The sequence below is a fragment of the Vibrio metoecus genome, from assembly GCF_009665255.1.
Classification (GTDB): domain Bacteria; phylum Pseudomonadota; class Gammaproteobacteria; order Enterobacterales; family Vibrionaceae; genus Vibrio; species Vibrio metoecus_B.
Map to the genome: position 1 here is coordinate 1,258,884 of NZ_CP035686.1, position 14,018 is coordinate 1,272,901.

The following is a 14,018-nucleotide window of genomic DNA, read 5'->3' on the forward strand; positions in this document are numbered from 1 at the left end:
TTGTCACTAGAATCAATGTGATTGGACATTGCCATATAAGGTTTGGTAGAGACCTTCTTGTTCCAAAAGCTCATTATGCGTGCCTGATTGGCTGACATGTCCATCTTCCAGTACATAAATTAAGTCCGCTTGTTTCACTGCCGAAAGGCGATGAGCAACGATTAAGGTTGTTCTACCCTGTAAAAATTGTGACAACGCTCGGTGCAGGGCTCCTTCCGTCGCGGTGTCCAGAGCCGAAGTCGCTTCATCCAAAATCACAAACTTAGGATTACTGAGCACCATACGTGCAATCGCTAACCTTTGTCTTTGACCGCCAGAAAGACGAATACCATTGCGGCCAATTTGACTGTCTAGCCCCAAATCCAGTTTTGCGATCACATCTTGCAGTTGAGCAATGTCTAACGCTTGCCATAAGGCATCATCATTAAACTGGCCACCAAGCGTGAGATTATGCCGCAAAGTGTCATTAAACAGTATAGGTTGTTGTAAAACAACGGCAATCTGATCACGTATGACTTCAAACCCAATGTCATCACAGTTTTGTCCATTAAACAGAATTGCGCCACTTTGTGCACGATACACTCCCATCAACAACTGAATGAGAGTCGATTTACCTCCTCCACTGGCTCCGACTAGCGCCACTTTTTTACCCGCTGGAATAGTGAGCGACAAATTGTGCAGAACCGGATTTTCACCATCATACGAAAAATTGAGGTGCTCAATCTTAATCTCAATTTCCCGTGGCTCAGTAAAAGGATTCACTTTGCTGATCGGACGAAACTCTTCTTCTAGCTCCAATAACCCATTGATTCTTTTCAACGCTGCCTTAGCCGCATACCAAGAGAATTGGATGCCCAACAGCTCTTGTACAGGGCTAAGCATAAACCACAAGTAACCAAATACCGCGAAGATCTGACCAATCGTCAGATCGCTAAACACCACCATTAGCATCGCGACAGCACGGAATAGCTCAAAGCCGAGTAAAAAAAGTAAGAAGGAGAGGCGGCCCGCAGCTTCAGATTGCCACGCGTATTTATCGGCATTTTCGCGTACAGCGTCAGCATCCGCGATAAGGCGATTTAAGAATTCTCGCTCTTTGTTTGCAGCTCGTAATTGATAAATTCCCTCTAAGGTTTCTACTAAACGGTTTTGAAAACGCTCGAAAGCTTGATTTTCGCGTTTTTTAAGATGTTTAACCTTGCTGCCTAACATTCTCGAAAAGTAAATCACCACCGGGTTGACGAGCAGAATAAATAACCCAAGCCGCCACTCTAGCCAGAGCAGCACTATCGCTGTCCCAATAACGGTTAGTAGTGAGATCAGGAATTTACTCAGTGTTGAGCCGATAAATTGATCAATTGTTTCTATATCGGTGATCAAATGGGCATTAATCCCTCCGCTACCACGAGTCTCATACTGACGAATACTGATACGCCCAAGCTTTTCAATCATTTTCCGGCGCATTTCATAAGTGATCGTCTTCGAAACCAAGGTAAATTGACGATTTTGTAAAATATTCAATAGTTGGCTAGCGATACGCATGATCACCACCAGTAGCAAGGTGAGCATGATATAGCCCGTTGCGGTTTGCCAATTCAAAGGCAGTAAATGATTCATTGCCTCAACCCCTTGAGCAGGTTGGTTTAGCAAGACTTCATCCACCATCAGCGGCATTAATAGCGGGATAGGTACACTGATCAGAGTTGCAATCACCGCAATAATGTTGGCAAATAGAAGTTTAGTACGATGTTTTTTTACTTGAGTTATCAGCCAAGAGCGGCTAATAGTGTCGTTGAAGTACGTCATAATAATGAGAATGCATCCTATTTATATGGTTTGTATTGTACGTAGTTCATAAAGTGAAGTCTTTAGTTTTCAAATGGAAGTTAATATGAATTTAGAGCAGTACCAGCGCTTAACAAAACAAGCCTTAGCTTTATTAGAAGGTGAAAGCAATCTGATTGCTAACCTTTCTAACCTGAGTGCCTTACTGAATATGGAATTGACCGACCTTAATTGGGTTGGGTTTTATTTGATGCAACAAGAAGAATTGGTCTTAGGTCCTTTTCAAGGCAAACCCGCTTGTGTTCGAATTCCAGTAGGTAAGGGAGTTTGTGGTACCGCTGTCGCTGAAAACAGAGTGCAACGTGTATATGACGTTCATCAGTTTGAAGGACACATTGCTTGTGACGCCGCAAGTAACTCAGAAATCGTTATCCCATTCTCGATTAACGGAAAAGTCGCCGGAGTGTTGGACATTGACAGTCCAAACATTGGCCGTTTCAGTGAAATTGACGAGCAAGGCCTAACCTATTTGATGAGCGAAGTAGAAAAGCTGCTCAATTCACAGACTAATAAGGCATAAATTGCCCTTTGCCTGTGGTTTTTCCTTTGCAGGTCTTTATAATACCGCACATATTTACACATCAATGTTTGGCGGGCAGCCGCAATAACCAGGAATCCTCATGGAAAACACTGAAAAGTTAAAAAACAGCAAAGAAGTGATCGCGTACATTGCTGAATGTTTCCCTAACTGCTTTACTTTAGAAGGTGAAGCAAAGCCTCTGAAAATTGGTATTTTTCAGGATCTTGCTGATCGCTTGAATGACGACCCTAAAGTAAGCAAAACTCAGCTTCGTGCCGCGTTAAGACAATACACCTCTTCTTGGCGTTATTTACATGGTGTAAAACCTGGCGCAACTCGTGTTGATCTTGATGGTAACCCATGCGGTGAGCTAGAAGAACAACACGTAGAACACGCACAAACGGCACTGGCGGAGAGCAAAGCTCGCGTAGAAGCTCGTCGTAAAGAACAAGTAAAGAAAGTGCGTGAAGAAGCGAAGGCAAGCAAGCCAAAGGCGAAAAAGCCGCAACAAGCTCGTCGTCCTCAAAATGCACCGAAAGTGGAGAAACCCGTAGAAACTCGCGCACTGGTTGCGTCAGAGCTTAACGTCGGCAAACAAGTCAATGTGAATATGGGTAAAGGCAACATGGCTGCGACCATCGTTGAAATCAGTAAGGAAGATGTGCGTGTTCAACTTGCCAACGGCCTACAAATGGTTGTGAAAGCGGAGCACTTGCGCGCATAAGGGAGATACTCCTACGCATGAAATGCCGTTCAAAAATATCTCTGATTGCTGCTAGCCTTTGGCTAGCAGCCTCTTCAGTTCAGGCTTTAGAAGCCAAAATCAAACCAGAAGATTTACCTCTTCTTGCCCCTGAAGCTCAACACGAAACGGCAGCGAAACGTGTCACTTCACGTTTTACCCGTTCTCATTACAAACAATTCAATCTGGACGATCAGTTTTCTCAAGCCATGTTTGAACGTTATCTTGAGATGCTTGACTACAGCCGTAACATTTTCACTCAAGCCGATATTGATTCATTCAAAAATTGGTCTTTGCAGTTGGATGATCAGCTGAAAGTGGGCAATAACCAGATTGCATACGATTTATACAACCTATCGATGGAAAAGCGCTTTGAGCGTTTCGAATACGCACTCTCTTTACTTGATAAAGAGATGACTTTCGATAGTGATGAATTCATTGAATTAGATCGTGCTAAATCTCCTTGGCCTAAAGATATCCAAGAAGTCAATGAGTTATGGCGACAACGTGTAAAGTATGACGCACTGAATTTGAAACTGGCAGGTAAAGAGTGGCCAGAAATCAAAGAAACGTTAGAAAAACGCTATAACAACGCCATGAAACGACTCACACAAACCAAAAGTGAAGACGTTTTTCAGGTTTATATGAACGCGTTTGCGCGTCAAGTGGATCCGCATACCAGTTATTTGTCACCGCGTAACGCAGAACAATTCCAATCAGAGATGAACCTCTCGTTAGAAGGAATTGGGGCAGTATTGCAGATGACTGATGACTACACGATCATCCGTTCACTAGTTGCTGGTGGCCCTGCGGCATTAAGTAAGCAGTTGGGTGAAGGGGATCGCATTATTGGTGTTGGCCAAGAAGGCGAAGAGATCGTTGATGTGATCGGCTGGCGACTTGATGACGTCGTGCAACTCATCAAAGGCCCTAAAGGCAGTAAAGTAAAACTGATGGTTTTACCCGAAGGAAAGGATGCTAAAAGTCACGTTGTCACTATGGTGCGTGATAAAATCCGTCTGGAAGATCGAGCGGTAAAGTCTGAAGTGATTGAAAAAGCAGGTAAAAAAATCGGAGTGCTTGAAGTTCCGAGTTTTTATGTTGGCTTAGCTCAAGATACTGAGAAATTACTGACCGAGCTGAAAGCGAAGAAAGTCGATGGCATTATTGTCGACCTCCGCAATAACGGTGGTGGGGCATTAACGGAAGCCACCGCACTTTCCGGCTTGTTTATTACCAGTGGCCCAGTGGTACAAGTGCGTGATAGTTATGGTCGAGTTAACGTGAACTCGGATACTGACGGTAACATCAGTTACAACGGCCCGATGACCGTGTTAATCAACCGCTACAGTGCTTCAGCCTCTGAAATTTTTGCCGCTGCAATGCAAGATTATGGCCGTGCCATTATTTTAGGTGAAAACTCATTTGGCAAAGGTACTGTGCAGCAGCATCGTTCTCTCAACCATATCTACGATCTGTTTGATAAAGAGCTGGGCTACGTACAATACACGATTCAAAAGTTCTATCGAATCGATGGTGGAAGTACCCAAAATAAAGGCGTGATTCCCGATATTGCTTACCCAACAGCAGTTGACCCTTCCGAAACAGGGGAAAGCGTTGAAGATAATGCACTACCTTGGGATAGCATTGATAAAGCAAAATATGAGCGTTTGAATAATTTCAAATCGATCATTGCAAGCCTTGATGCTAAGCACCAAAAGCGCGTATCGAATGACTTAGAGTTCGGGTTCATTGAGCAAGATATTGCCAAATATCGTGCAGATAAAGATGACAATCTGTTATCTCTAAATGAAAAAGTACGCAAAGAAGAAAGTGCTAAAGCCGATGAAGAGCGTTTAGCTCGCATCAACCAACGCCAGAAAGCGTTAGGTAAATCAGCTTATGCAAGCTTGCAGGATGTACCGAAAGATTACGAAACTCCTGATGCATATTTAGATGAGTCAGTGAACATTATGCTTGACATGATTGCTCGGTAACATATTGCTTTAAAAGCGATTATTTAAACGGACCTGAGGGTCCGTTTTATTTTGTACTTTTTTAGCCTTTAAAATTAATGTGATGAACATCAAATAATTTCGCATTTCATATTCTCTCTGCCTACGCTTACAAAAAAGTGAGGAGAATACCGATGAAATGGATATTCACATTCGTGATGAGCATACTCTTTACCGCATCATCCCCCGTACTTAGTGCTAATAATACTCATGGTAGCCGTGCAGACCTAACTCAGTTTGATCAACCTTTATTGCTCGGCGATTGGTATTTACTGAATCCAAACCCCGAGCAATCCAGTGAAAATTTCCGAGTCATCAAGTTAAACTTGGCTTCGGATTATCAGTTTTCGATTGATATTCAGAAAAAAGATTACAGTGTGGATCATTGGAATGGGGATTATTCTGCCGATGAGAAAACCATCATCCTAGGGCTAGATAGTTCCGATCCGCAAGTTTACCAATACGAAAACAATCACCATTTATTGACGCTCAATGGCGTTACCTTTACCAAAGGATTACCTAATACCTTGGCGGGTAATTGGAGCAGTAATCAAATTGAGGGCATGGAGCAGGACGTCGATCACAGCCTGATCCAGTTAACCTTACAACCCGATTTTGTTTTTTCATTTCATATCGTGAATCCCAATGGTCATGAAGCAACACATCGCGGTGTCTATTACACCGAAGGTAATCGGTTAGTGTTGTTGTACTCAGAAGGTGAACATGATACCCGTTATGTGCTCGATCAAGATCAACTGACCTTGGAAATCGATGATGGTATGACCGTCGTGATGAATCGTGTTCAATAAAACAGCAGCCGTTAATAGTGGCAGGGAGTTTACAGATAAGCTCCCTGTTTTTTTACGTTTAGGGGTTGTTATTCATTACGCCAGGCCTAAGATCTTGTCTCATTAATGCGTTACATACTCATAAACTTAACGCTCAGCGTTTTGTCTCAGAACATAAAGTCAAAAAAGGATTACGACAATGGCTCACATTCCTCAAGCCAAATACCGTCTTGATTACCAACCGCCCTCACACACGATTACTGATATCGATTTGGTGTTTGATCTTCATGACAATGCCACTCTGGTGACGGCGGTATCTCACATTAGACAGCAAAATGACAGCAATACCTTAACCCTTGATGGTGAAGCGCTTACGCTTAAAGAACTCAAGGTAAACGGGCAAGATTGGCAAGATTACACGGTTACAGAGGCAAACTTAGAAATCCGCGGTTTACCGAGTGAATTTACCCTTGCCGTGGTGACTCAACTTGATCCACAAGCCAATACCGCACTGGAAGGTCTATACAAATCTGGTGGTGCATTCTGTACGCAGTGCGAGGCGGAAGGCTTCCGCCGCATTACTTATTATTTGGATCGTCCTGACGTTTTGGCTCGTTACACCACCACAGTTATTGCAGATAAAGCTCAGAATCCTTATCTGCTTAGCAACGGCAACAAGATTGCTCAAGGTGAATTAGATGCGGGACGTCACTGGGTGAAGTGGCAAGATCCCCATCCAAAACCTGCGTATCTGTTTGCTTTGGTGGCGGGAGATTTTGATGTGCTGCGCGATCAGTACGTCACACAATCTGGTCGCCAAGTTGCGCTAGAAATTTTCGTTGATAAAGGCAATTTGGATCGTGCTGGCCATGCAATGACTTCACTCATCAACTCTATGCGTTGGGATGAACAACGTTTTGGGCTTGAGTACGATCTCGATATTTACATGATTGTCGCTGTCGATTTCTTCAATATGGGAGCCATGGAAAACAAAGGGTTGAACATTTTCAACTCCAAGTTTGTGCTAGCCAATGAGAAAACGGCGACCGATACCGACTACCTCGGTATTGAAGCCGTCATTGGCCACGAATACTTCCACAACTGGACAGGCAACCGAGTTACTTGTCGAGATTGGTTCCAATTGAGCTTGAAAGAAGGTTTAACAGTATTCCGCGATCAAGAATTCTCCTCGGATCTCGGCTCGCGTGCGGTAAACCGAATTGGCAATGTGCGCATCATTCGTGGCCCACAGTTTGCGGAAGATGCTAGCCCAATGTCGCACCCAATCCGCCCGGATAAAGTCATTGAAATGAATAACTTCTATACTCTGACCGTTTATGAAAAGGGCAGTGAGGTCATTCGAATGATGCATACATTGCTAGGTGAAGAAAAATTCCAACGCGGCATGAAGCTCTATTTTGAGCGTCATGATGGAACCGCAGCCACCTGTGAAGATTTTGTCGCCGCGATGGAAGATGCTTCCGGTGTCGACCTACAGCAGTTCCGTCTTTGGTACAGCCAATCTGGCACTCCAACACTCAAAGTGAGTAGTGTTTATGATGCTGTGGCTCAAAGCTATGAGCTGACGATAGAACAAAACACGGAACCGACTCACGAGCAGAAAGAGAAGCAAGCACTGCATATTCCATTTGATATTGAGCTTTACGCACCAAATGGGGATGTCATTCAGCTACAGTGTAACGGAAAGCCTATTTCTAACGTGCTGGATGTGAAACAAGCTAAACAAACCTTCCGCTTTGAAAAGGTCGCTCAACAACCGATCCCATCACTGTTGCGAGAGTTTTCAGCGCCAGTGAAATTGGAATATGCCTACAGTGATGAAGAGTTAATCTTCTTGATGGTTCACGCGCGTAACGAGTTCGCACGTTGGGATGCAGGGCAGATATTGCTTGCTAAATACATTCGCACCAACGTTGAGCGCGTACAACAAGGTAAGCCTGTCGAACTGGCTGAAGCAGTAGTAGATGCTTTCCGTGGTGTTTTGCTCAGTGACAACTTGGAAGCTGAATTTGTTGCAGAAATGCTCTCGCTACCAAGCCATAACGAAGTGTCTGGCTGGTACAAGCGCGTTGATGTGGATGCCATTGCTCAAGTTCTTACTAAAATCAAAGTCATTCTAGCGACCGAATTGGAGGATGAGCTCAGCGCAACGTATCACACGTTAAAGCAAGACACATACTCGATTGAGCATGCTGCTATTGGTCAACGTACGCTACGCAACGTGTGCTTGAGCTACCTTGCCTATACAGCGCAAGGCAACTCATTGGTACAAAAGCAGTATGCGCAAGCCAACAACATGACAGATACCATAGCAGCCATGACGTCCGCCAATCAGGCGCAGTTAGCGTGCCGTGAAGCCTTGATGCAAGATTACAGCGACAAATGGAAGCACGATGGCTTGGTCATGGATAAGTGGTTTACTTTGCAAGGTTCCAACCCATCTTCTCAAGTGTTGGATGTGATCCAGCAGGCAATGCAACATGAAGCGTTTAGTTTGAAAAACCCGAACCGAACTCGCAGCTTAATTGGTGCATTTTTGAATGCTAACCCAGTCAATTTCCATGCGAAAACAGGGGAAGGTTATCGCTTCGCGGGGCAAATCCTGCGTGAGCTAAACAGTAGCAATCCACAAGTGGCTTCACGTCTGATTGATCCATTACTTAAGTTCCGACTCTATGATGAACAGCGCCAAGCATTGATCAAACAAGAACTTGAACAATTGAAAAGTATGGAAAATCTTGCGCGTGATTTGTTTGAAAAAGTGAGTAAAGCACTCGACGCATAAGCCAAACAGTAAAGGTAAACTAGGTGGCACTTAGTGCCACCTCATACTTGCATGAACTACTATTTTTTCTCTCTAAACATCTCTTATCAAACCTTTGTCGCGCATTATTCTGGTGTGGCGAGCAGTGTCGTGGTCATAACAGAGCAAGGTTTGAGATTACAACTTCCTGCGACTCGTCTACGGCCATTTTTAAGCCAAATTGGAGTAAAAGGTCGATTTCGGTTAACAACTGACCAAAATAATCGTTTCGTTAAGTTAGAAGTTCTGTAAAAGCATTAATTTGTAGTGGTTTGAATAGGTACTTTAGTCACATTCTCACACTTTTACTCCATGACCACCCCAAAACAATTAACTATTTATCAATAAAACTCTTACAATAACCCCCGCATTACTCACAGTAAGCACTATGCTTATTGCACACACCCTACAAAAATAAGAATCAAATTCTGGAGTCGACCATGACTGCGCGTGAAACTTTGATGCCAGTTTTGCTTGAAAAAGTGTATCAACTGATTCAAGACAAACTAGAGCTTGCTCAACAACCCTTAGTGACTCAACTTGGACAACACCTGTTCAGCAATATTTCGCAAGACGATTTAGTTGAACGTAACGAGTCTGATCTTTATGGTGCGGTACTCAGCCTCTGGCACCATATTAATGAAAAAACCGCCGATGAACGCTCAGTTCGAGTGTTTAACCCAACGGTCAGTCGCCAAGGTTGGCAGTCGACCCATACTATTGTGGAAATTGTTCTTCCAGATAGCCCATTTCTGGTCGATTCGATCAAAATGGCATTAAGTCGCCTAGGATTGGCATCACACTTAATGTTAAACGGCCCCGCACACATTGCACGCCATGAGGATGGCTCTGTAAAAAGCATCAATCAAGGTGAAGGTCAACTGACATCCATGTTCCACATCGAAGTCGATCGTCTTAGCAGTAAAGAAGAGATGGCGGAACTCAAAAATGAGCTGCTTGATATCCTGCAAGACACGGCACTTGTGGTTAAAGATTGGAAGCCGATGTCTAACAAGCTTGAACAAGTCATTAAACAGCTAGAAGTGGAGCATAATCAGCTCCCCATTGAAGCAGAACGTTTAACGGAAACAATTCAATTCTTACGTTGGCTTGGTAACCATAACTTTACTTTTATGGGTTACAAAGAGTTTGATTTGATTGAAGAGAAAGGAGAAACCGAGCTCACTCCAACTCAAGAGGCTGGCTTAGGTTTATTTTCAGAGCATGAACGGGTACGTAGTGTAAAACTCTCACAATTCCCAGATTCAGCAAGGCTAGAAGCGAAAAAACCATTCTTATTGATCCTCACCAAAGGCAATAAACAATCGCGTATTCACCGCCCAGCTTATACCGATTACATCGGTATTAAGAAGTTTGATGCCCAAGGCAAAGTGATTGGCGAGCATCGTTTCACCGGCTTGTACACCTCCGCCGTTTATAACCAGAGTGTGGAAAGCATCCCACTGATTCGTGAAAAAGTTGGTCGTATCTTAGCTGCCAGTGGTTACCGCCAAGGATCTTATGCTTACAAAGCACTGCATAACATTCTAGAAAACTACCCACGCGATGAGTTACTGCAAGCACGTGAAGAAGAGCTGCTTGAAGTAGGCATGGGGGTAGTGCAGATGCAAGATCGCGATCTACTCCGTTTGTTTGTTCGTCGAGACCCATTCGGCCGCTTCTTTAGCTGCATGGTTTATGTTGCCAAAGAACGCCACAATACCGAGCTGCGTCGCCAAAGCCAACGTATCTTCAAAAGCTACTTCTCCAGCGAGCAAGAGGTTGAATTTACAACCTATTTCTCCGAAAGTTCTTTAGCTCGTACCCACTATATCGTGCGGGTTGATAACAACAATATTGACGTCGATGTGAAAAAAATAGAGCAAAACTTAATGGAAGCCTCAACCACGTGGGATGATCGTCTCGCAGAAGCCATAGTAGCGAATTTTGGAGAGAGTCGTGGCTTGCCTCTCTCGAAAGAATACCAACGAGCTTTCCCTCGCTCTTACAAAGAAGATGTGATGCCAGGCTCTGCATTAGCGGATATTGAGCATCTTGAAGCGCTCGATGGGAACAATAAACTGGGTATGTTGTTCTACCGCTTGCAAGAAACGGCAAAAGATTCCAAAGCAGTTCGACTCAAGCTCTACCACAAAGATGAGCCTATCCATTTGTCAGACGTGATGCCTATGCTAGAAAACCTTGGCTTACGTGTGATTGGCGAATCACCTTACGAAGTGGTCAAAGCGAATGGCCAAATATACTGGATCCTCGACTTTTCAATGCTCCATAAGAGCGATAAGCAAGTTGACCTCCGCGAAGCGCGCGATCGCTTCCAACAAGCATTTGCAGCGATTTGGGCAGGAGAGCTAGAAAGCGATGGCTTTAACCGCCTGATTTTAGGTGCATCACTTTCTGGCCGAGAGGTCTCTATTCTGCGCGCTTATGCACGTTATATGCGCCAAGTTGGTTTCCCATTTAGCCAACACTATATTGAAGACACGCTCAGCCATCACCCTGATCTTGCCAAAGGTTTGGTGGATCTTTTTGTACATCGCTTTGATCCTAAATATAAAGGTGGTGAGAAAGGTCAAGCCGAACTGATCAAATCCCTCACTGAGCAGTTAGATCAAGTTGAAAGTCTCGATGATGACCGGATCATCCGTCGCTACATGGAAATGATTAATGCGACTCTGCGCACCAACTACTACCAGTTGGATGAAAGCAAACAACCAAAACCTTGGTTATCACTCAAAATGAAACCAAGCGATATTCCAGAAATCCCAGCGCCGGTACCGGCTTTTGAAATCTTCGTTTATGCTCCGGATATCGAAGGGGTGCATTTACGGGGTGGCAAAGTCGCTCGTGGAGGGCTGCGTTGGTCTGATCGTCAAGAAGACTTCCGCACAGAGATCTTGGGCTTAGTTAAAGCACAGCAAGTGAAAAATACCGTTATCGTTCCGGTGGGTGCGAAAGGCGGCTTTGTGTGTAAGAAGCAATATCTTTACACCACTAGAGATGAAATCTTCGCCGAAGGTCAGCGCTGCTATAAACGCTTTATCCGGGCATTGCTCGATGTCACAGATAACATCCTTGAAGGGCAAGTCGTACCGCCGAAAAATGTCGTTCGTCACGATGAAGATGACCCATATTTGGTGGTTGCAGCGGATAAAGGGACTGCAACTTTCTCTGATTTAGCGAACTCAGTTTCTGCAGAATACCAATTTTGGTTAGGCGATGCTTTTGCCTCTGGTGGCTCTAATGGCTATGACCATAAAGCCATGGGGATCACCGCTAAAGGTGGCTGGGAGTCGGTGAAACGCCATTTCCGTGAAATGGGTATTGATTGCCAAACTACGGACTTTACTGCAATCGGTATTGGTGATATGGCAGGGGACGTATTTGGTAACGGTATGCTGTTGTCGAAACATATTCGCCTACTGGCAGCCTTTAACCATATCCATATTTTCATTGATCCAACGCCAGATTCCGCAAGCAGTTGGGAAGAGCGTAATCGTTTGTTCAACCTGCCTCGTTCAAGCTGGGAAGATTACAACTCTAAGTTGATTTCTAAAGGTGGTGGTGTCTTTTCTCGTAAGTCGAAAGCTATCACGCTAACACCTGAAATGCAGAAAATGCTCAACACCAAGAAGGCATCTTTAGCTCCCAACGAGCTGATCAAGATGATCCTAAAAATGGAAGTTGATCTCCTGTGGAATGGTGGGATCGGCACTTATGTCAAATCGTCAATCGAAACCCATACGGATGTAGGTGACCGTGCAAATGATGGTTTGCGGGTTGATGGACGTGATCTGAATGCGAAGATTATCGGTGAAGGTGGTAACTTAGGGATGACTCAACGTGGGCGTATTGAATTTGCGCTCAAAGGTGGCCGAGTCAATACCGACTTTGTAGATAACGTCGGCGGCGTGGACTGTTCAGACAACGAAGTTAATATCAAGATCTTCCTCAATGGTTTAGTCGCAAACGGAGATTTAACGCTAAAACAGCGCAACCAAATCCTTGAGTCAATGAAAGATGAAGTGGGAACGATTGTTATTGAAGATGCTTACGGCCAGTCAGAATCCATTTCTGTTACCGAAGCCCAGGGCGTTTCTCTGATGAAAGAGCAAATCCGCTTTATCCATCATATGGAGAAAAATGGATACCTAGATCGTGCATTAGAATACATTCCAGATGATGAAACCTTACTTGAGCGTGAAAGACAGGGCATGGGCTTAACTCGCCCAGAGCTTTCTGTTTTGATGGCCTATGGCAAGATGGCACTGAAAGAAGAACTCGCCAGTGAAGAAATTGCTCAAGATGAATTTCATGCAAAACAACTGGTTAACTACTTCCCAACAGAGTTACGCGGTCACTATGCACAGCAGATGGTGAACCATCCGTTACGAGTAGAAATCATCGCTACAGCCTTAGCGAACCAAATGGTTAACGAAATGGGCTGCAACTTTGTGACTCGTTTACAAGAAGAAACGGGGTCAAGCGTGACAGATATTGCTAACGCTTATGCTGCAGCTCGCGAAATTTATGGCCTTGGTACTGTGCTGGAAAAAGTTCGCCACTTAGACAATATTGCGCAAAGCAGTGCCCAATATGATGTGATGTTCCTCGTGCGCCGCACATTACGACGCTTGACTCGTTGGCTGCTGCGTAACCGCACTGGCAAACCAAACGTTATGAGCATGATTGAACGTTACCAAGATGATGTAAAAGCGATTACTGAACAGCTTGATCACGTTTTGGTAAAAGAAGAGATTGCGGAACATCAACTCATGGCTGAGGCATGGATAGAGAAGGGGATCGAGAAAGATCTTGCTCATTACGTGGCACGACTCTCTAGCCTCTATTCGGCATTGGATATTTCCAGTGTTGCGAAAGAGAAAAACACTGCAGTAGCTCAAACCGCTAAACTCTACTTTAGCTTAGGAGATCGACTGTCGCTACACTGGTTCTTAAAACAGATCAATCAACAGGCTGTTGATAACCATTGGCAAGCGCTCGCAAGAGCCTCATTCCGAGAAGATCTCGATTGGCAGCAGCGTCAGTTAACCGCTCAGGTACTCAGCGGTAACTTAACCAGTACTCACGTTGATGTTGAGCCCGCTCTGGATAAGTGGTTGGAGCGAAACCAAGTGTCGATTACTCGTTGGGAAAATATTCTTAATGAATTCAAAGTCGGTAGCGTGCATGAATTCGCTAAGTTCTCTGTGGCACTACGAGAGTTGACTTTGCTCAACTTAAACTGCCTTACTTCAGAATAAGC

8 protein-coding genes are annotated in these 14,018 nt (G+C 44.4%); 7 read left to right on the forward strand and 1 reads right to left on the reverse strand.

The annotated features are described in order from the left end of the window. Window positions 1-12: 12 nt before the first annotated feature. Complete coding sequence (locus EPB59_RS05745; RefSeq protein WP_154171806.1) at window positions 13-1,806, reverse strand: ABC transporter ATP-binding protein; 1,794 nt, start codon at window positions 1,804-1,806, stop codon at window positions 13-15. Window positions 1,807-1,891: 85 nt separating this feature from the next. Here EPB59_RS05745 and EPB59_RS05750 point away from each other — a divergent pair, with 85 nt between their 5' ends. The 7 genes from EPB59_RS05750 (at window position 1,892) to EPB59_RS05780 (ending at window position 14,016) form a co-directional block, all read left to right on the forward strand. Continuing rightward, complete coding sequence (locus EPB59_RS05750) at window positions 1,892-2,365, forward strand: GAF domain-containing protein (RefSeq protein ID WP_055050785.1); 474 nt, start codon at window positions 1,892-1,894, stop codon at window positions 2,363-2,365. A gap of 100 nt (window positions 2,366-2,465) precedes the next feature. After that, window positions 2,466-3,089: an RNA chaperone ProQ gene (gene proQ / locus EPB59_RS05755; protein WP_000432042.1), complete on the forward strand. Its 624-nt coding sequence runs from the start codon at window positions 2,466-2,468 to the stop codon at window positions 3,087-3,089. 17 nt (window positions 3,090-3,106) lie between these two features. Then, on the forward strand, window positions 3,107-5,104 hold the full coding sequence (gene prc / locus EPB59_RS05760; protein WP_154171807.1) for a carboxy terminal-processing peptidase: 1,998 nt from the start codon (window positions 3,107-3,109) through the stop codon (window positions 5,102-5,104). Window positions 5,105-5,256: 152 nt separating this feature from the next. Further along, entirely contained in the window at window positions 5,257-5,931 is a 675-nt protein-coding gene (locus EPB59_RS05765; protein WP_055050783.1) for a hypothetical protein, read from the forward strand. A 178-nt stretch (window positions 5,932-6,109) separates the two neighbouring features. After that, the gene (pepN, locus tag EPB59_RS05770; RefSeq protein ID WP_154171808.1) at window positions 6,110-8,716 is read left to right on the forward strand and encodes an aminopeptidase N; all 2,607 of its coding nucleotides are present in this window, start codon (window positions 6,110-6,112) and stop codon (window positions 8,714-8,716) included. Window positions 8,717-8,767: 51 nt separating this feature from the next. Further along, the gene (locus EPB59_RS05775; RefSeq protein ID WP_162231900.1) at window positions 8,768-8,986 is read left to right on the forward strand and encodes a DUF2835 domain-containing protein; all 219 of its coding nucleotides are present in this window, start codon (window positions 8,768-8,770) and stop codon (window positions 8,984-8,986) included. Between the two features lie 188 nt (window positions 8,987-9,174). After that, entirely contained in the window at window positions 9,175-14,016 is a 4,842-nt protein-coding gene (locus tag EPB59_RS05780; RefSeq protein ID WP_154171809.1) for an NAD-glutamate dehydrogenase, read from the forward strand. Window positions 14,017-14,018: the final 2 nt, after the last annotated feature.